The 19,904-nt window shown below is 54.3% G+C and carries 13 protein-coding genes and 1 other RNA gene; 10 read left to right on the top strand and 4 right to left on the bottom strand.

The features are described 5' to 3' along the window. The first annotated feature begins 2 nt into the window (after positions 1–2). The 7 genes from GZH47_RS14685 (at position 3) to ssrA (ending at position 10,262) form a co-directional block, all read left to right on the top strand. Positions 3–2,405, top strand: a complete 2,403-nt coding sequence (locus tag GZH47_RS14685; RefSeq protein WP_162640746.1) for an O-antigen ligase family protein — start codon at positions 3–5, stop codon at positions 2,403–2,405. 283 nt (positions 2,406–2,688) lie between these two features. Beyond that, positions 2,689–4,107 (top strand): leucine-rich repeat domain-containing protein, encoded by a 1,419-nt coding sequence (locus tag GZH47_RS14680; RefSeq protein ID WP_162640745.1) that lies wholly within the window; start codon positions 2,689–2,691, stop codon positions 4,105–4,107. A gap of 243 nt (positions 4,108–4,350) precedes the next feature. Further along, positions 4,351–5,286 carry a phytanoyl-CoA dioxygenase family protein gene (locus tag GZH47_RS14675; protein ID WP_162640744.1) on the top strand — a complete coding sequence of 312 codons (936 nt, stop codon included), beginning with the start codon at positions 4,351–4,353 and terminating at the stop codon, positions 5,284–5,286. Positions 5,287–5,401: 115 nt separating this feature from the next. Then, positions 5,402–5,638, top strand: coding sequence for a preprotein translocase subunit SecG (gene secG, locus GZH47_RS14670; RefSeq protein ID WP_162640743.1), 237 nt, complete (start codon positions 5,402–5,404; stop codon positions 5,636–5,638). A gap of 218 nt (positions 5,639–5,856) precedes the next feature. Beyond that, on the top strand, positions 5,857–9,033 hold the full coding sequence (gene rnr, locus GZH47_RS14665) for a ribonuclease R (protein ID WP_162640742.1): 3,177 nt from the start codon (positions 5,857–5,859) through the stop codon (positions 9,031–9,033). Between the two features lie 157 nt (positions 9,034–9,190). After that, positions 9,191–9,670 (top strand): SsrA-binding protein SmpB, encoded by a 480-nt coding sequence (gene smpB / locus GZH47_RS14660; RefSeq protein ID WP_162640741.1) that lies wholly within the window; start codon positions 9,191–9,193, stop codon positions 9,668–9,670. A gap of 227 nt (positions 9,671–9,897) precedes the next feature. Next, positions 9,898–10,262, top strand: a transfer-messenger RNA (tmRNA) gene (ssrA, locus tag GZH47_RS14655). 467 nt (positions 10,263–10,729) lie between these two features. On the opposite strand, the gene GZH47_RS14650 is transcribed toward ssrA, so the two are convergent. From GZH47_RS14650 to GZH47_RS14635, 4 genes are read right to left on the bottom strand one after another with little or no spacing between them, the layout of a single operon-like run. Beyond that, positions 10,730–11,119, bottom strand: a complete 390-nt coding sequence (locus GZH47_RS14650) for a hypothetical protein (protein ID WP_162640740.1) — start codon at positions 11,117–11,119, stop codon at positions 10,730–10,732. Then, entirely contained in the window at positions 11,116–12,537 is a 1,422-nt protein-coding gene (locus GZH47_RS14645) for a hypothetical protein (protein ID WP_162640739.1), read from the bottom strand. The genes GZH47_RS14650 and GZH47_RS14645 overlap by 4 nt, the downstream gene beginning before the upstream one ends. A gap of 4 nt (positions 12,538–12,541) precedes the next feature. Further along, positions 12,542–12,934: a hypothetical protein gene (locus GZH47_RS14640; RefSeq protein ID WP_162640738.1), complete on the bottom strand. Its 393-nt coding sequence runs from the start codon at positions 12,932–12,934 to the stop codon at positions 12,542–12,544. A 29-nt stretch (positions 12,935–12,963) separates the two neighbouring features. Continuing rightward, positions 12,964–13,527, bottom strand: coding sequence for a hypothetical protein (locus tag GZH47_RS14635; RefSeq protein WP_162640737.1), 564 nt, complete (start codon positions 13,525–13,527; stop codon positions 12,964–12,966). A 445-nt stretch (positions 13,528–13,972) separates the two neighbouring features. Here GZH47_RS14635 and GZH47_RS14630 point away from each other — a divergent pair, with 445 nt between their 5' ends. The 3 genes from GZH47_RS14630 (at position 13,973) to GZH47_RS14620 (ending at position 19,898) form a co-directional block, all read left to right on the top strand. After that, entirely contained in the window at positions 13,973–17,074 is a 3,102-nt protein-coding gene (locus GZH47_RS14630) for an S-layer homology domain-containing protein (RefSeq protein ID WP_162640736.1), read from the top strand. A gap of 372 nt (positions 17,075–17,446) precedes the next feature. Beyond that, positions 17,447–18,598 (top strand): HupE/UreJ family protein, encoded by a 1,152-nt coding sequence (locus GZH47_RS14625; RefSeq protein ID WP_225446542.1) that lies wholly within the window; start codon positions 17,447–17,449, stop codon positions 18,596–18,598. A gap of 22 nt (positions 18,599–18,620) precedes the next feature. Continuing rightward, on the top strand, positions 18,621–19,898 hold the full coding sequence (locus GZH47_RS14620) for a tetratricopeptide repeat protein (RefSeq protein ID WP_162640734.1): 1,278 nt from the start codon (positions 18,621–18,623) through the stop codon (positions 19,896–19,898). Positions 19,899–19,904 lie beyond the last annotated feature (6 nt).

Genomic DNA, 19,904 nt, shown 5'->3' with positions numbered 1-19,904 from the left:
TCGTGAATGTCATCATTGTTATCGTGTTGTCGGCTTTATTAATGGTTGGCGGCTTTATGCAGGGACTGTTTTTCGATAAGGACTTCTATAGTATCGCGGTTGTTGCGACGGGACTCTATGCCGTTGTTTCGGCTGTCGCGCTACGGAAGGGAGAACTGCGGGTACGAGGCGGCGGGGGCAAGCGGGCGGCGCTCGCGCTGCTGCTTCCGGCTGTTTTGGCTATTTCGCTGGTTCACGCCGAGAGTGTTAAAGCGACATTGGATCAAATCGTGCGTTTCACGACCTATGGCTGCATCTTCCTGCTGCTGCGCCAGGTCAGAACGCGGGTTCCGAATGCCCGCGCGCTCATGCTTGCGATCGTACAAGCTTCCGGGGCGGCGCTCGGGATTGCTGCTTGGCTCGGCTATGCAGGCTGGCTTCCTTCAGCCGGCACGGTAGTGGCCGGGCGAATGGCCGGCGCGCTGCAATATCCGAATACGTTCGGCGGGGTGTCCGCGCTGCTGCTGCTCGTGTCGCTGCTGCTGCTTGTTGGGAAAGGGCAAACGGGCAGGGGGGAATTAGGCGGTGCGCAAACAAGCGGAGCGCGAACAGGCCATGCACAAACAAGCGGAGCGCGAAAACGGCGCAGCTTAGGGATGCTGCTGCAAGCCGCGCCGCTTGGCGTGCACGCAAGCGGCTTGCTGCTGTCGCAGTCGCGCGGCGCAATGCTCGCGCTGGCGGCGGCCTTGCTCATCGCCAGCGTGCTGCTGCCGCTGGCGCGCCAGCTTGCGCTGGCGGCGGCAGCGCTCGCCGCGCTGGGCTGCGCCTTCGCGGCGGCGCTGCTCCTGCCGCCGCAAGAGACAATGGCGGCGGCCCCTTCCGCAGCCGCGCCGCTCGTGCTGGCGGCGGCTTCGCTGATCGCCGCCGGGCTCGGCGCAGCCGCGGCGCGCGCGATCGCGGCCTTCGCCGCCGCAAGTCCGCGCTTCGCGCGATTGGCCGCGCGCCCTCATGCGCGGCTGGCCGTGCCGGCAGGCGCGCTGCTGCTCGCGGCGCTGGCCGCGCTGGATCTGATGCGGCATGGCCTGCTGTACGCGAGTCTGCCCGCATCGTGGAAGCAAAGCATCGCCGCGCTTGCGCAAACCGATACGCTGCGCGAGCGGCTCATCATGCTGCAGGATGCGATGGCCCTCGTGCGCACCTCGCCGCTGTTCGGCCACGGCTGGGGCAGCTGGCGCATCCTGTTCACGCAAGTGCAGCAGACGCCCTATGAGTCGGGCGAAATCCACAATGGCTGGGTGGAATGGCTCGTGTCCGCCGGTACAATCGGGCTGGCGGCATTCGCTGCCATGATGGCAGCGGTACTGATCGCCTTAGCCCGTCAGTGGAAGCGCGGCAAGGCGGATCCGCTGCCGCTGGCGGCGATGACGGGGCTGCTGCTCGTGCTGCTGCACAGCCTGACGGATTTCGACCTCTCCTTCGGCTATGTATGGCTGCTGCTGATCTGGCTGATCGCGGCGGCGCTGCCTGCGGAAGCGCGCGAGTCACAAGCGGCAGCAGCGCCCGCGATCCCGCGGTGGCGGCATCGTGCCGCCAGTCTCGCATTCGCGCTGCTAGCGCTGGCATCCTTCGGTATCGCGTCGCTATCGATAACCGCAAACACGGTTTACGCGCAGCTAACCGATCGCGCGAGCACGGACGAAGCGATTGCCATTCTGAAGCGGGCGAACGCGCTCGACCGTTTTCAAGCCGTTCGCGAGCTTCAGCTTGCGGGCGCCTTTGCCGTACGCTATATAACCGAGAATGGCAACAAGGACGATGCGGCCGCCGCAGACCGTGCGCTGCGCAGAGCGATCGCACTCGAGCCGCATAACGCCTCGCTGCTGCAGAAGTGCGCGGCGGTCTATTATCAGATTGCCGACGCGAATCAAGCGATTCGGCTGACGGAGCAAGCCTTGGGGCTGGATCGCTTCAACGCTGCCCTGTACGGCGAAGCGGAGCGGCTTCGAGTGAATGCCGCGCTGTTGGCTTCGGACAGCTCGGCCCGGCAGTACGGGCTGCAAAGCGCGCTCCAGCACTATGAGCGCAACCGTCTGGCAGTGGCGGAGTTTCACGCTCGCATGCCGGAGTCGGACTGGCATGCCTTTAACGGCAGGGGACTGCGCATGGAGCCCGCGGCTGCCTATTATGGCGCGATCGCAGCCTATCTGCTGGGGCGAGACGAGGACGCGCTTACGATCGTAAGCACCGGGGATTACACCGATGATGTTGCAATGGCAAGCAGAGCAGCCGCGCTGGAGGTCGTCGTTCTCCGCAAGCAAGGCAAGACGGACCAGGCGGAAGAGCAATACCAAGCGGACAAAGATCGCTTCTTGAGCTTTGATGATGCGATTGCGTCGTTCGAATCTCTGACGACAGCAGCAAGCTAAAGAAACTGGTTTCCTTCCTGGTCTCCTTCTTGGTTTCCTTCCTGGTTTCCTTTCTAATTTTGCCGCTTTTCAACTAGAATGATATAGCTGCGCTTCCAAGCCGGGAAGCGCGGCTTTTGTCGTTTCTGCTGCCTTTTCCGCAACAAACGACAGTTTTCAGCACGGATTATCCACTCTGCTTACTGGTATTTCACGAATTGTCGAATTTTGAGAAAACGGTTGACAGATATTGCTAGTCTTCTTAGTATTAGTGGTAAACTAGGAAATAAGAAGGAGATTCACAATGAAGATGAGGCTTTCTACCCGCATTAGCTTAGCAGTTTCAGCATCCGTACTGGCATTCGGCGTAACCGCTTATGCCGCTAGCGCTATTTTTCCCGATGCAAGTCTGAACAAACTGATCGAAGAGTCGACCGGCAAGAAGAACGTGACGGCGGCTGACGTAGCGCGTGTCAACTATGTAGAAGATTACGACGATGCAGCGAAAATCAAGTCGCTCAAAGGGTTGGAGAAAGCGACCAGCCTAGTCATGCTTTCCCTGCCGCGCAATCAGATTACGGACGTGGCGCCGCTCAAGGGATTGACGAAGCTCGAGTATCTGTATCTAGGCAGCAATCAAATCGCCGATGCCGCGCCGCTTAGCGGTTTGAGCGGTCTCCGCTCGCTCGACCTGAGCAATAATAAAGTGACGGACCCGGCACCGCTGAAAAGCTTGAAGAAGCTGCAAACGCTCAATCTGTCGAACAATGCCGTGAAAGATATTAAATCGCTTGCGTCCTTGTCCGAACTGCAATACTTATATGTCAATAACAACAAGCTGACTGATGCGAGCGCAGTAGCGGGCCTGTCGAAGCTGCAGGAGCTGAACCTGTCTAACAACCAGCTGAAGTCGATCAAATCGCTCCAGAACCTGAAGAACGCTCGCGCGGTACTGCTCGGCGGCAATCAATTCAGCGATCTGAGCGCGGTCACTGCGCTTGGCGCGAAGAAATCCGTGACGGACAGCACCTACCTGTGGCTGGATATGAAGCAGAACGGACTCGCGAACCTGAACGGCATCGAGAAAATGACCCGTCTGGAGCAGCTTGACGTCAGCTTCAACAAACTGACCGATATCTCCGGCATCGTTAAACTCGTGCAAGCGCAAACGCAATATCCGTTCCTGACGACGCTTAACCTGAGCGGCAACAAAATTTCCGATCTCAGCGGGTTGTCTCAAATCGCTAACAAAATCAATTCCATTAACATCAAAGGCAACCCGGTCAACTATGAATCGCCTGCAACGCTGAAGCTGTTCAAGCAGATCGAGCTGAATGGCGGAACGGTTATCGGGAGCAAGCCGGTCGTGAAAACGTCGAAAGCGGCCGCGCTGAAGCTGATTACCGTGAAATCCGCGGATAAATTCGCTATCAACTCCTACGATGCGATGTATTCCGATATTCCGGCGTCCTTGTCTCCGGCTTCTTACATCTACAGGCTGGACAAAATCAAGCCGGCCGACGGCCAGGCGAAAGCGGGAACGCTGACGCTGAAAGTCGAGCAAGCGCTGCTGTTCAATACGAAGACGGACAAGCTTGCGATCTGGTACCAAGGCGGCGACAACAAATGGGTTAAAGTCGGGGGCACCTTCGACAAAGCGACGCACTCCATTACGGTTTCGCTTAAGAACGGCGGTTCCTATGCCGTGTTGCTGAGCAAATAATAGGCAATGATTAAAGGCGGCTGCCTCCTGCGAATAGCGGGAAGCGGCCGTTTTTATTTACCGTGCCGCAGCGTCCCGGTGCAGCGCGGAGACGTTTGCGGAATGTCGCTAAAAGTTAAATTGTCGTCGGGTAATTGCAAATACTTCTGATTGCGTTAAGCATACAATGAGCGCATAGGGTCAAGAATGGGGCGGTTAAAGCCGACAATCAGTAACCAACTTATAAGAGGGGCAGGGATCGGTATGGATCCGGCAATCAAACCGGCATCGCGGTCATTCGAGGATGCGACGCCGCTGCTGGCGGAACCGGCAGAATTGAGGAGAGTCGCTGCCGAGAAGGGGTATTTATTTTTCAAGCGCTTTTTCGCCCGGGAAGAGATTATGGAAATGCGGGAACTGCTGCTGGGCGTTCTTCAACAAGAAGGACTGCTGGACGCCGGCTCTCCGCTCCTTGACGGGATCGGCCATCTGCCCCTCATTAATAAGCTTACGCCCGAGGAGATTAATTGGAACGGCATCGGCACGACGCAGCGGGTGTATCATAACGTGCAGAAGCTGCAGGAGTTCCACGCCTTCGCGCATCATGCCAAGCTGCTCGCCATGTTCGGCGTCTTGTTCGGCGAGCGCGCGTTTCCGCATCCGCGCAATATTGCACGCATTATGCTGCCAAGCGAATCGCTCAAAGTAACGCCGCCGCATCAGGATTTTCTGCATATCCAGGGCAGTGCCGATACTTGGACTTGCTGGGCGCCGATGGGCGACGTGCCGCGTTCGCTCGGCGGGCTTTCCCTCCTCGAAGGCAGCAATCAAGCAGGGCTGCTCGGAGTGACGGCTGCCGAAGGCGCGGGCGGGCTGGAAACGATTCTCTGCAACCTCGGCTACGAATGGGCGGAGGGGGATTACGAGGCGGGCGATATGGTCATCTTCCACAGTCTGACCGTGCACAAAGCGCTGCCGAACCGACAGCCCGGACGGGTGCGATTGTCGCTTGATCTGCGTTATCAGCCGGCGAGCCAGCCGATCGAACAGGCATCTCTGCTGCCGCACGGGCCATTCGAATGGGATGAGCTCTACGAGGGTTGGACGAGAGAGGACCTGAAGTATTATTGGAAGCGGGAATCCTTCGTTTTCCTGCCGTTCGACGAGTCCATCCGCTGGCAGAAGGATAAAATCTGTTAGCTTGTATTCATTTCCCCCCTATGGTACAATGAGATTGCTGTTTCTAGGTCTTGTCCCCTCTATCGACAAGGCATCGGCAAACGACAAATTTGCTCCTTGTGCAGGAGGTGGAACCATGGATATTACGTTTAAAATTTTGCTTGTTATTTTTGCGCTTGCGTTGATTGGCGTAGTTCTCCTTCAAAAAGGGAAGAGCGCAGGGCTCTCCGGTGCAATTTCCGGCGGTGCCGAGCATTTGTTCGGAAAAACGAAAGCGCGCGGCTTGGACCTGTTTCTACAGCGTCTGACGGTTGCTGTCGCGGCGGGCTTTTTTATACTGGCACTTGTTGTTGCATACTTGGTTAAAGTTTAATGACAAGCATGGAAGCGGGCTACGGCCCGCTTTTTTTAATGCCTTCTGATTATGGAAGATGTTAACAGGTTAATGACACGAGGGTAATTTTGTGATTTTGAGGGCTGCCGCGGATGGTGGTTCCTGCTTTCGTGTATACTATATGGTATATAATAATCTATTAACCGACTGCTGCAATTGTGGATGGACGGCATCGCGGTATTATGAGGTGAGAAAGAATGGTAACAGAGCAGCAGCTCCTTGATTATATGCGCGAGCAAACGTACAAGCCGTTGACATACCAAGAGCTGGATAAGCAGCTTGGCGGAGCGGGCAATGCGGGATCTTTCCGGACGTTTCTGGTTTTGCTGAACGAGCTGGAGAACGAGGGGAAAATCGTTCGCAATGACAGCGATCGATATGGCCTTCCCGAACGGATGCATTTGGTACGCGGACGGATTCAGGCGCATGCGAAAGGATTTGCTTTTCTTATCCCGGAGGATAAGGGACATGGGGACGTGTATATCGGCGCCCATGATTTGAAGAGCGCGATGAACGGCGATATCGTGCTGGTGCGCGTTACGTCGCGCAGCGCGGCGGGCGGCCGCATGGAAGGCGAGATCGTGCGCATCGTGGAACGCGCGGTGACGCAGATCGTCGGCACGTTCCAGAACCACGAAGCATACGGCTTCGTGCTGCCGGACGACAAACGGATTAACCGGGATATTTTCATCCCGCAAGGGCAGTTCCACGGAGCGGTCACGGGACAAAAGGTCGTGGCGCGCATTATTTCGTATCCGGAGGGCCGCTCGGCCGCGGAAGGCGAAATTATCGAAGTGCTCGGCCATAAAGATGATCCCGGCATCGATATTTTATCTATTATTCGTAAGCATCAGCTGCCGGAAAGCTTCCCGGATGATGTAATGGCAGAAGCGGAAGCAGCGCCGGACGCGATCACCGAGGACGAAATCGTGCGTCAGGGACGCCGCGATCTGCGGGATAAAGTCATCGTCACGATTGACGGCGAAGATGCCAAGGATCTCGACGACGCGGTCAACATCGAACGGCTGGAGAACGGCAACTACGTGCTAGGCGTTCACATTGCGGACGTCGGTTATTACGTGCGCGAGAACTCGGCGCTGGACCAAGAAGCCTATCGCCGCGGCTGCAGCGTTTATCTCGTGGACCGGGTTATTCCGATGCTGCCTCACCGTCTGTCGAACGGCATCTGCTCGCTGAATCCCAAAGTGGATCGGCTGACGATGTCCTGCGAAATGGAGTTCGACGCGACGACGCTGAAGCGGGTTCGCCATGACGTGTTCACGAGCGTCATTCGGACGAAAGAGCGGATGACGTACACGAACGTACGGAAGATCCTGCAAGGCGAGGACGCGGAAGTAACGGAGCGTTACGCCGAGCTGGTCGATACCTTCAAGCTGATGGAAGAGCTTGCGATGCGCCTGCGCGGCATGCGCATGAAGCGCGGCGCGATCGATTTCGACTTCGTGGAATCGAAGGTGATCGTCGATGAATCGGGCAAAGCCGTCGATATCGTGAAACGCGAGCGTTCCATCGCAGAGTCGATCATCGAGGAATTCATGCTGGCGGCGAACGAAACGGTCGCCGAGCATTTCTATTGGCTGAAGGTGCCGTTCATCTACCGGACGCACGATAATCCCGACCAGGAGAAGCTGCTGCATTTCGTGCAGTTCGCGGCTAACTTCGGGTATACGATCAAGGGCAAAGGCGGCAGCGTTATTCATCCGAGAGCGCTTCAGACGCTGCTGGACGACGTTCGCGGTTCGAAGGAACAGACGGTTATTTCCACGGTCATGCTGCGTTCGATGAAGCAGGCCAAATACGACGCGGAAAGCCTCGGTCACTTCGGCCTTGCCGCAGAATTCTATTCGCACTTCACTTCGCCGATCCGTCGCTACCCCGATCTTGTCATCCATCGCGTTATGCGCGAGGTGCTCGAGAGCAAGGGCACGCTGAGCGAGCCGCGCCAAGAGGCGCTGGCCGCGCGGATGCCGGACATTGCGCAGCAGTCTTCGGAGCGGGAGCGCGTCGCGGTAGACGCGGAGCGCGATACGGAGAAGCTGAAGAAATGCGAGTATATGCTGGACAAAGTCGGCCAGGAATTCGAAGGCATCATCAGCAGCGTGACGAGCTTCGGTATCTTCGTGGAGCTGCCGAATACGGTCGAGGGGCTCATCCGGCTCAGCGAGCTCTCGGACGATTATTACCACTTCCACGAGCAGCACATGCTGCTTATCGGCGAGCGGACGTCGAAGACGTTCCGCATCGGCGATGAGGTGCGCATCCGCGTGGAGCGCGTCAATATGGATGAGCATACGATCGACTTCACGATGCTCGAGAATTTGGAGCAGGGCGCGGACAACGGCGAGCTGGCGCGGGAGCTTGGGTTTAGCGGCCGCGGAGAGCGCGGTTCTGCGCGCGGCGGCCGTGGCGGTCGCGGAGGCCGGGGCGGCAGCAGCGACGCGAACTCCGCGCAGCGGAGCGTTGTGCGCGAGCCGCGCGCGGGCGGTGCGCGCGGCGAGGGCCGCGGCGGCCGTGGCGGAGCCGGCCGCGATAGCGGCTCCGCGCAGCGGAGCGAACGCGGCGGCGCGGGAGCGGCGCGTGGCGCGAGCTCGGGCCCGCGGGGCCGCGGGCCGCGCAGCGGCGAAGCCGGCGGCGGCGCGGCGGCTGGAGCCGCAGGCGCGGCGAGCGGAGCGGAGCGCCGCGGGCGCAGACGCGGCAATCGCGAGGAACGCGGCGGGCAGCAGCCGGTTAACGGCGGCGTTGCGGAGCAGGCAGCCGCGCCGCGCGGTCAACGCGACCAGCGCGCATGGAAACCGGAGGACGACTTCAATTTGAATCGTCTCCTCGGCAACGATAGCAGCTCGGGCGGCGAAGCAAGCGGCGGCGCTCAAGGTAGCGGCGGCGAACGCCGTAAATCGGTTCGCACCGATATGTGGGGCTTGCCGGTCCGCAATGCCGGGTCGCTCAAAGACTACGGCGAAGATCCGGACGACGCGAACCGTTCGCGCGGCAGACGCGACGGATCGGGCCGCGGCCGTTCAGGCGGAGATCGCTTCGGCGGCGGCAATGGCGGTGGCAGATCCAGCGCAGGACGCCGCAGCTCCCGTTCGGGCAGTCAAGGCGGTCAAGGCGGCGGTCAAGGCGCTCAGGGTAATAAACCGGCAAACGGAAATGCAGGCGGTGCGCAAGGCGGCGGCCAGGGTAACGGCACAGGCTCCCGCCGCAAGAAACCGGGCGGCGGCGCGGCAGGCGGCCAGCTGCAAGTGGCACCTAACGCCGGCGGAGGAACGGCCGAAGGCAGCGCGCAGCCGCGCAAGAAGAAGTCCGGCGGCGGTAATGCGACGGCGGCTTTCGTCCGGAAGAAACGCAAGTAGCACGCGGGTTCTGCAAGCTTTACCATTTCTTGATTTCGGTTCGCAAAGTTGTTACAATGGACTTCTAGCTGCGGTTAGAAGTCCTTTGTATCTTTTGGGGCATTTGGCAGCGGCAGGCAGGTCAAGCCTAATTACGATTACGGGAGAGGTGAACGGCATGGCGAAGAAAAGTGACGGCAAACAGCTTGCGCAGAACAAGAAGGCTTCCCATGACTATTTCATCGAGGATACCTTCGAAGCGGGCATGGTGCTGATGGGGAGCGAGATTAAGTCGGTGCGTATGGGCAAGGCGAATATTAGCGATGCGTTTGCCACCATCCGAAACGGCGAGATTTTCATCCACAACATGCATATCAGCTTTTTCGAGCAGGGTAACCGAAGCAATCCCGTCGATCCGACGAGGGCACGCAAACTGCTCATGCATAAAGCGCAGATCCACAAGCTGCTTGGCTTGTCCAAGCAAGAAGGCTATGCAATCGTACCGCTTAAGATTTACGTCCGCAATGGTTACGCGAAGCTGCTGCTCGGCCTTGGCAAAGGGAAGAAGCAGTACGACAAGCGCGAATCGGCGGCGAAGAAGGATGCGCAGCGAGACATTCAGCGCGCACTTCGCGAGAAACAGAAGGTTGCCCGTTAGCGGCTGGTTGTTAAGGCGGCAATCGGAAGCCAAGGAGAACGTAGCCATCGCTTCCAGCAAGACAGTGGCTCATGAATGTAAAACCTGTGTTATACTAAGTGAGCAACGAACGAAGGCAAGATCGTTTTAACATGCTCAATGATTCGATGTCCGGCTTAGCGAGCGGCATCATTCGTCGGAGCGCTTCACCTGCTAAACGGAGGGCAAATCGCCGTTTATGCGACATTGGGGGCGTTTATGGATTCGACGGGGATAGTTCGAGCATGGGTTGCGGGTAGCAGGGAGTCGTCTGCTTCATCAACGCTAAAGCCTATTAAACGGCAAACAACAACAATCCTACGCTTTAGCAGCTTAATAACCTGTTAGCGTGCTCCTACCTAGCATCGCCCATGTGACTAGACTAGGGGCTAACAAATAGTGGGATACGCCGTTCGGTCTCCGCCTGGGGTCGACGGAATAAGACAATCAGGCTGACCCAACGCATAGCCGGTTACGGGGCGCTGCTAGGGTGACATCAAAACTGTGACTACACCCGTAGAAGCCTGTGTGGCGTTGTCTTCGGACAGGGGTTCAAATCCCCTCGCCTCCACCATGAAAAGCCCGACCTCACGCGGTCGGGCTTTTGTTGTCTGTAAACCCATGAAGGAGCCGCTGCATTTGCTATAAAAGACAATCAGGCAATCAGGCTGACCCTAACCAGAGCCGGTTACGGGGCGCTGCTAGAGAGGCCGCAACTCTGTGGCAACACTCGCAGAAGCTTTGTGACTCTTCGAAAAGGGGGCAAGTCCCCTCGGCTCTATTCATAAATGACGAATGCGTATTTTTGTCCTATTTGGACAGGAGTATGCATTTTTTTGTTCTCCTACTGCACCAAAAGTGGATGGAAACAAGAGTAGAATAACCGGAGGAAAAGGAAGCTAATAAGAAAATATAATAGCGATTACCTAGGTCCACTGTTAAAAGGCATTTATCATAAAAGGGGGAGATCCCCTCCTATGATGAAGACAAGAAACGTCAAAAAGGCCGCATGGACGCGGCCTTTTCCGAAAATTAACTGTATCACCAACTAAGATGCCTCTTAGCGCCCAACGTGTCGGTTATATCGATCGTCAGATGGCGGATGCTCAACCGATCGCGCTTGTAAGCATGGCCTTGATCGTCAACGAATTTGGCTAGCGGGACGCTGGATTTGCCCGAGGTCATCATCGCTGCTACATAGGTGTACTTGCCGTCAATGGTAAGCTTTGCATTGTACCATATAAATCCGGTTTCATTTTGGACAATCACATGGTTGTTCGTAAGGGCAATGTCGGCAATCGGAATCGAGCTCTTCGGAGCCGGGACACATCCGGTCATTAACAAGACGAGAACAACGACCAGCAAACATGAGATAACATGACGCCTTGTTGGTTTTCTTAGGCGATTCGGCACGTTCGTGAGCATAATCAACGTTCCTCTCCATTGGATTCAACAGACAGGCCGAGGTCAAAAAACAGATTGGGCGCGCCGGGGTGACCGCGATGTACTTCAACCGCAATTTCATTGGTCCCCTTCACAAGCTTGTTTAGATGGGCCTTGAGATCAATTCTCCGATAGAAGGTGAATTCATTCGGAAACGCAAGCGAGGATTCGGTCAGGATCCCGGTAATAATGGCGTCCCGAGATACTTCCTGGCCGTTCAGATAAACGACGTAACCATCCTCGAAGGCGATATTCAAATCCAAATCAGACAGTTCCTGCGGATCGCCATTAAGTTCGAACGACTTGCGGAAATAATAGGTCGGGGACGGCACGACCTCTAATTTGGTTTGAAGATAAGTTTGCAGCTCCTTGTTATTCGTAAATCCCAAAGGAGCCCTGCCGGTTTGCCAGCTGGAATCATCGTAATCGGGACTGCGCCAATCGTTAGCAGGCAGAGGAACCGGTTCCGTGTGGGTGGTTTCAATAATCGGTCCTTCTCCCACTAAGTCTACGCCCTTCGGAATGGAGGATTTGATCGAATCGTCACCGGGGTGATAATGCCATAGGGATTGAATGCCCACGAGCGGAATTTCCTTTTTCTCCTTTAACGTGGCAAGGTCCCACGATGCCAGGTTATCCGCATCCAGTTCCAGTTGATCCACGATTTGTCCTTGCTCGTTCTCCGCTTTCATGGTCAACGCACTTGCATTCGCTTCCATTACCGTAATGACAGGCTTTTCCTTGATCTCGGACAAGCCCCATTTGTCCCAGTCCTCGTATTCGGACGGTTGATAATTGGAAGGCTCTTGGGAAACGCCTACATGAAGTACGTAGACGGTATCGCGGACGAATACCGCGTTAATACCGGCAGTCCGGAGCGCCTTCCACACCTCGGGAAGTTTCGGATCTTCGCTTAGCCAGGCAAGGGCGAAGGTTTGTTTACTTCCGCTCATGGTCTTGCGGATCCATTCCAACTGATTGTCTCCCGCATCGTGAAATCGGTCGGCGTTAAGGAAGAAGAGCTTAGCGTTTCCTTGCTTAATTGAATAAACGGATTTCCCGTATCCGGGAAGCGTCTCGGTAGGCACATGAGGATACGATTGGTCGAAGTCCTGTTCCGTCGCAGAATCGTCATAGACGGGGTAGAGCTGAAACGATCGCGCTTCCGGATGATCCTGCAGCAACCGGTTGGACGCAGCGAAATACGAGATATCCCGGAATTGCTTGATCCATTTCCCGATGTCCCCGTCCTGCTGGCCGAAATATCCAAACCGAAACGACGTCGAAGACGAGGCGGATAACTTGGATCCCTCCATGGGTACCCTTGTCCAATAAAAGGAACAAAACAGAACCGCGATTAACACGAGCAGCGATAAAGAAAGCTTATATTTGTATAAGGCCGCCATAAGCTTAACCCTCTCCTCCCGGTAACGTGTTCGGCAAGGAAGGCCACCACAAGATGGTATGGTAGACGGTCGGCCAGAGAATGATCAGATTGACGATAAAGGCAACGGCAAATCCGATCGTCCAAGGCTTCAGCTTGACCTCTATCCGTCCGAGCGTCCAGTGGAGTATTGCCCATGTGCCCAACCAAACGACCAGTCCCGCCGTTTCCTTGCCGGTGTAGGGACCGATGGCCCACCAAGAGGGGATCCAGGAGCCCCAATTCAGCAAGATCGGATTCGCCTGAAGCGGATTATAATAACTCCACAAGTGAGAGAGCGTTGTCGCTACGATACCGAGCCATACGGAAAGCAGGATAGCGGCGATTTCGCCTGTTTTGCGTTGTTTTGTTTCTTTCACCGTTTATTCTCTCCCTATCATGTTGAAAATCATACCATTTTCAGTTTCGTCAAGCCGAGCCCGCATGCAAATCCGATCAGTAAACAGATCCAGAATAGCGTGATCAGTAACGCAATGATTCCGCTAACCGCCGAGCCCGGTTCGAGCTTATGGCGAAACCGGCGCAATAAGACGGCCGCCGCTATTCCCAATGGGAGCGGGTACAGCGAGACGAATTCTTTAAATTCCATTACGATTAAATGCACTTCTGGGCTGCGGTACATCAGCCACTGCTGGGGACCATCAGGTCCTCGGTAAGCGATGTAAAGCCAATTGCCAAAGATGATCGTAATCAGGACCAGGATATTTGTGAGCCAAAGTACCCATTCCAGGGTGATCGCTGCCCCTTTCTTGCCCCGCAGCATGGGATAGGTCAGATGAAGCACTTGGCAGCTCATGATCACGGTGATGGTCGCGCCTAAACCATGCAGTACGGCCTCCAGCTTATGATTGCTGAATCCGATGACATTAAACAACGGGATCGATAAAAAAAGCAGCGCGGCTACGCTCGCTTGCGTAACCGCAAAATCTCTTGCATTGAAGATTGATTTCATCGCCAGTCCATCTCTTTCGTTAGGGATTATGATGAGGAGTATTGTAAAGAGAAATTATTAAAGGAATGTTATAGCCATTTTAGGAATTTGCAAATGCCACATCGATATTCGGACACGCGCAGGTCATACGTTGCTTCGGAACGGTGCAAAATGCCGGGCTGGGCAAATTCGAACCGCGCTGGCTGAGGCAATCGCCATGCTTAAAATAAGGTTAATAGAACCTTAACTTTATCTTAAATATTATTTTGAAGGTTTACTTAGTATAATGGCTGAGGCAGTTGGACCTCGGGATGATTTGTGATTTTGTAGTCCTTTATGTGGTAGGAAGGGTAGGAAATACCATATTAAAAAGGGGGGATTTTCTTTTTCTTGGACTAATTGAAAGAACAGTAGAACATAGGGTTCCGTGATTCCGACTGCTAATGGAAGAGAAGGAGAGGAAGACATGAAGGTGAAGTTGAAAGCCAAATGGAGAGGTTTAACATTGGCTCTGTTTGTATGTACGATTCTGTTCTCTATCGGGATTTTAAACGTCTCGGCTGAAAGCACGATCATTAAGGGGCCGTATTTGCTGTATACAGGATCAAACAGCGCGATGAGCGTCCTTTGGCAGACGAGCGATAGCCAACCGAATACGATCAAGTGGGGGACCGACACCACTTATTCGCTGGGTGAAAAGTCCGTCGAGACATACGGTAGCGACAACCAGCACAAGATCGACCTCACCGAGTTGCAGCCGGCTACCAAGTATTACTATGAGGTAGACGGTCAGGCCGGTTCGTTCGTCACCGCTCCTGCGGCTGACGCAACTTCCGTGAAATTTCTCTCCTACGGCGACAGTCGTACCCAACCGGCTTACCAGGAGCAGGTAGCCGCCCTGGCACGGGAGGCTTATACCGCCGACCCAGCCTACCAGTCGCTTCTCCTGAACAGCGGGGATATTGCTTCGAGCGATTCCGAAAGCAACTGGACCGCTCAATACTTCATGAATGATAAGACCGCTTACCCGGCGTTGAGTGCTCTCCAGTCCGAGGTTCCGATGATGGGGGCAAGAGGCAACCATGAGGGCGTAGGTTCTGTCTACGAGAAGTACTTCCCTTATCCATACGTGAATGACTTTTACTGGTCCTTCGATTACGGTCCGGTCCATATCTCCGTAATGGACGAGTATGCGGACTTTAAGCCCGGCTCGGCGCAGTATAACTGGCTGATCAACGACTTGTCCACCACGACCAAACCGTGGAAAATCGTCATGGGCCATCAACCGGCTTGGGGTGCCGGCACGCATGAGAACAATACGGATCTCCAAAAATACATCCACCCTATCCTGCAGCAGTTTGGGGTACCGTTGTATCTGAACGGACACAATCACAACTATGCCCGTGCCGTGGTCGACGGGATTCAGTATATCACTTCCGGCGGCGGCGGCGCTCCGTCGTATGACGTGGACCCGAGCTGGCCGAATATCGTCACGGCCGATAAGTCGTACTTCTTGACCAAGTTCGATATTGAAGGGGACACGATGAAAGTAACCTCCCGTCGGATTGACGGCACGGATATCGAGACCATTACGGTTAAGAACACGCAGACTCAATTGGACATTTCCGAGCTGACCATGACCCCAGACAAAGATACGTTGCAAACGGCTTCCCCCGAAAGCAGCATTAAGCTGGGTCTGGCGGCTGTCGACAGCAAAAATGCAAATGTGGATCTTGCCGGTGCCGTTGTAAGATATTTCACGGATAAGCCGGACAGACTCACCATTGCGGGAGACGGAACAGTGTCGCTGAAGAACAAGCCTGTGTTTAACGAATCGGCTCAGGTTTGGGCTGAAATCTATGATGGCAGCAAATTGGTTACGAGTAACAAGGTGACCATCAAGATCCAAAATCCGGATGGGCTGGCGGAAGCGACATTGACAACGGATCGCGGTTCATTGTCCGGTGATGCCAAGGCTAAGCTAGGCTTGTCGGGGAAAGACAGTTTGGGAGCGGACTTGGATCTTTCTTCGGCTACCGTCGTCTATAAGCCAAGCTTGGAAGATGTCTTGTCCATTTCCGCTGACGGCACGGTAACTGTGAAAAATACGCCGGCTCGTACGACGGCCGTAACCATTCAGGCAGCAGTCACCGTCGGAGGAATAACGGTCGATAGTAATTCGGTATCCATCCTTGTCGGCCCTTCAGCGGGCGAAGATGCCCAAGTGCTCGTAGCTCCAATCAAAGGCCAATACGACGATACGGAAGAACTTGCAGATGGAACGTTGGATTTGGAGAGTTCCGACCTGGAAATTGTAACGGAAGACTCCAACCAACAGATCCTGCTCCGATTTGCTGACCTGGCTATTCCGAAAGGGGCGAAGATTCTTGACGCCTATATCCAGTTCTCCGTTGACGAGCCCGATAAAAACGTGGATCCGTTTGACGTGAATATTTATGCGGAGGACGTTGCGAACTCACAGCTGCAAGATCCCCCGAATGTTTCGTCGCGGGTTAAGACGAAGGATTCTGTAAACTGGAAGGATATACCTAAGTGGGAAGTCGAACATGAAGCCGGCCCGGATCAGCAAACGCCTAACGTTGCATCTTTGGTCCAGGACATCGTAAATAAGGATGAATGGGTTGAAGGAAATACATTGGGCTTCATTCTAACCGGTCAGGGCACCAGAACCGCCGAGTCTTTCGAAGGCGCAGGCACCCATGCAGAGCAGATTCCACAACTCCATGTCATCTACCAAAAAGCAGATACGACAAATCCGGGTAACGGCGGCGGAACGACGCCTCCGAGTAACGGCGGCGGAACGACGCCTCCGAGTAACGGCGGCGGAACGACGCCTCCGGACAACGGCAATGGAACGACGCCTCCGGACAACGGCAACGGAACGACGAATCCGGGTAACGGCAGCGGAACGACGAATCCGGGTAACGGCAGCGGAACGACGAATCCGGGTAACGGCGGCGGAACGCCGGTCATTCCGGCCAACCCGTTCAAAGACGTCGATTCGCATTACGACTGGGCAAAAGACGCGATCGCGGTGCTGGCCGACAAGGGCATCATCAACGGCACCTCGGCCACGGTCTTCGAGCCGGGCAAGCAGATCACGCGGGCGGACTTTATGGAAATGCTCGTCCGCATGCTGGACCTGAAGGCGGACGTCACGTCCAACTTCAGCGACGTGAAGGCGAACGACTACTTCTATAAAGCGCTTGGCATCGTCAAAGCGCTCGGCATCGCGAACGGTACGGGCGACGACAAGTTCAATCCGCGCGAATTCATCTCGCGTCAGGACATGATGGTCCTGATGAGCCGAGCGATGGATGTCACCGGCATGCTGGATCTAAGCGGCACGCAGGCAGATCTGAACGGCTTCAAGGACACGGCGAAGCTCGCGCCTTACGCGGTTAAAGCCGTGGAAGAAATGATCAATGCCGGTATCGTGAAGGGCAGCGGCTCCTTGCTGAACCCGACGGGTCAAGCGACGAGAGCGGAGACCGCGCAAATGATCTACCGTCTCTATCTGATGCTGCAGCAAAACGGCAGCCTTTAAGCCATGAGCGGCAGCGGGGCATGTCACGCGCCCTGCCTGCCTCGTAACGAACTGTCATAAAAGGCAAGACCACCTCCATCGCGGGATGGATGGTATACCAAAAACATAGGTAATCCAAAATGGCGGCGTTAGGGAATTCATCCTTTCTCCGCCATTTCTTTTTTGCTGCGGCATTGTTGCTTTGGATCGCGCCGCACCTTCGATTTTACGAGAAAACAACATAAACTTAACGTTCGGCATACATATCTTTCATACTATTAACTAAGTAAGAATAATGGATTCAGTCCGGTTTCCGTATTGCCATCAGGTCAATCGTCGCAGCGCGTTCCTTTCGGCCTCGGCATAACTTACAGAAGAAAAGAGTGCATCGTGATGCTTTTACAAGGGTACAGAAAACTAGCGGCTTTGATCCTGGTCATCGCTTTATTTCTTTGCGGAATGACCCCCGTGCTTGCTCACGACATGTATCTGGGAGGCTCCAAATGGGCCTTTGGCAAGGATCGTATTCTGTCCACGATAGAGCTCGACCCCGCTTTGTTTCAGGAGATTAAAGGAATCAAGGAACTTGGGTATGACCTGGATAAGCTCACGGATGACCAGCTCCGCGAAATGACGACCGAAGTCATCCAACCGTATATCGACGAGAAGCTATCGGTTTCCATCAACGACCGCTCCTATCCGGAAAAGGTGGTTAAGATCGAGCGGGAAGGGACACTGTGGAAAATATGGCTGAGAATAAGCGATCTGGACTTTGATTGGCAAGAGAACAAAGTGAAAATCGCGTATCATCTTTTATTTGACGAAACCAACAATCAACATGCGAATCTTGGCTATATTTATTATACCGATGCCGATGACGATTCGGTGCAGGCGGTCTTCGATAAGACCCAGCCGGATTTGCAATATATATTCGACGCCAACAATAGCGTATGGGAATTCTCCGATAAGACCGCGGCATTCTTGTCCGATATCGCCACTTTCGTAGGCCTCGGCATCAAGCATATCTTAACCGGGTATGATCACGTCGCGTTCTTGCTCGCTTTAATCGTGATCGGTTTATCCGCAAGGGAAGCCATAAAAATTATCACGTCGTTTACCGTGGCGCACAGCATAACTTTATTGCTGGCGGCCATGCATATTGTCAATCTGAACGCGAAGTTCGTCGAAAGCGTCATTGCCCTTTCCATCTGTTATATCGCGGCGGAAAACCTATTGTCCAAAGAGGTCAATTATCGATGGCTGGTTACCTTTATGTTCGGCTTGGTTCATGGATTCGGTTTTGCCAGCGTCCTTCAGGAATATGTCGCGGACAAGTCGAATCTTGTTCGCTCGGTGGTTTCGTTCAATGTCGGCGTAGAACTCGGACAACTGTCGATTTTATTAATCACGCTGCCCCTTCTTTACTTGATAAAGAAAAAGTTTTCTCTCAGAAGAGTAACCGTCGTAACATCCGCAGCCATTTTTATTGTCGGTTTCATTTGGTTCGTCGATCGGCTATTCGATTTGCAACTCGTACCATTCTAAGAAAGCAGGAAGAGAGATATCCATGAAGAAGAATCGTGCACCGTATTTCTTTGCTTTCATGATGATAGTCATGATCTTCATTATGATTACTGGCACTTGCATGGCTCAAAGCAGTTCTGCCGTCGACGAACAGGAATACCGCACTAAAGCGAACGAACTCTTTGCCGCTAAAGATTATGAGCAGGCGGCAATGGTCATGGAAGAACTGTTGGCCAAGAACCCGGACCTGAATGACCAGGTCGTGTACAAGCAGTTAACGCATATCTACGACGACTATCTATTTGATTTTGACAAGGCATTGACCTTGTATCAGACGTATCTCGACCATTTCCCGAAGGGGACCTTCTCCAAGGACTTTCGAGACAGAATAACGTATCTCGAGGAGAGACGTTCCGAATGGCAAGCATTGCGGGATTTTAGAAGCGCTCAGTCGGAAGAAGACAATATTTCGATTCAACAAAGACTGGCGAAAGTCGAAATCATTCTTTCAAAGAATGAGCAGGCAGCGATTGCGCCCGAAATGCATATCTATTTGGCTAACAAATATTTTGAAGCTGCCGAATATCAAGCGGCAAGCGAGCACGTGCAAGATTATATAGCCGGCTTTGGCAAGGCGGACATTGCAAATACGGACCAAGCTTTGGCCCTGCGATTGTACGCTGACATTCTCGTGAAGCAGCGTCATGTTAGTAAGGCTATTCGAACCCTCAATCAGGCCATAGCACTCGCGAGTCCGGAAGACCGCTTTAATTATGCCGTTAAGAAAAGCGAACTTGTACGCCATAAGAACATGATGGTCGGCTTTATCGGTTGTCTTATTTATTATCTGGCTGTAGTCATATCGCTCTTTCCGGCTAAATTTTGGAAATATTTCAATGCGAGCCATTACTTTGACCGGCTTGCCAAGCCTATTTTCCTTCTTGCCCTGACTTCACTTGGCCCTATTCTAATCCTGAAGTTCAAGCAAGAGCCGGAAGTCGATCCGCGGTTTTTCCTGTGGCTGCTGGGCTTATCGATCCTTTCCATCCTGGTAATCAAGCTGCTTGCTCCGCTGTCGCGGATAACCGGCAGAATGGTTTTCGTTTCCTTGAGCGGTTTGCATATGGCTGCCGCTTTGTTCATGGCTCATTATCTCACTGTGTACAGCGGACGGAAGATACTCCTGAACACTGCAATAGAGGCAGATAGGGATCCCCTTTCTTCCACATTCAGGATCTTACTATGGAGCTCGGGTATGGCAAGTTTATGCATCTATCTGATCTTTAGTTTTGTTTATTCAAAAGGAAAAGGAAATGACTAATCTTTG

The sequence above is a fragment of the Paenibacillus rhizovicinus genome, from assembly GCF_010365285.1.
Classification (GTDB): domain Bacteria; phylum Bacillota; class Bacilli; order Paenibacillales; family Paenibacillaceae; genus Paenibacillus_Z; species Paenibacillus_Z rhizovicinus.
This window is presented reverse-complemented; position numbering and strand designations above follow the sequence as displayed.

What these genes read in the sequence shown, in the direction of transcription:
- GZH47_RS14680 (WP_162640745.1), top strand. Translation starts at nt 2,689, where the DNA reads ATGAAGATGAGGCTTTCTACCCGCATTAGCTTAGCAGTTTCAGCATCC.
- GZH47_RS14675 (WP_162640744.1), top strand. Translation starts at nt 4,351, where the DNA reads ATGGATCCGGCAATCAAACCGGCATCGCGGTCATTCGAGGATGCGACG.
- secG (WP_162640743.1), top strand. Translation starts at nt 5,402, where the DNA reads ATGGATATTACGTTTAAAATTTTGCTTGTTATTTTTGCGCTTGCGTTG.
- rnr (WP_162640742.1), top strand. Translation starts at nt 5,857, where the DNA reads ATGGTAACAGAGCAGCAGCTCCTTGATTATATGCGCGAGCAAACGTAC.
- smpB (WP_162640741.1), top strand. Translation starts at nt 9,191, where the DNA reads ATGGCGAAGAAAAGTGACGGCAAACAGCTTGCGCAGAACAAGAAGGCT.
- GZH47_RS14645 (WP_162640739.1), bottom strand. Translation starts at nt 12,537, where the DNA reads ATGGCGGCCTTATACAAATATAAGCTTTCTTTATCGCTGCTCGTGTTA.
- GZH47_RS14635 (WP_162640737.1), bottom strand. Translation starts at nt 13,527, where the DNA reads ATGAAATCAATCTTCAATGCAAGAGATTTTGCGGTTACGCAAGCGAGC.
- GZH47_RS14630 (WP_162640736.1), top strand. Translation starts at nt 13,973, where the DNA reads ATGAAGGTGAAGTTGAAAGCCAAATGGAGAGGTTTAACATTGGCTCTG.
- GZH47_RS14625 (WP_225446542.1), top strand. Translation starts at nt 17,447, where the DNA reads ATGCTTTTACAAGGGTACAGAAAACTAGCGGCTTTGATCCTGGTCATC.
- GZH47_RS14620 (WP_162640734.1), top strand. Translation starts at nt 18,621, where the DNA reads ATGAAGAAGAATCGTGCACCGTATTTCTTTGCTTTCATGATGATAGTC.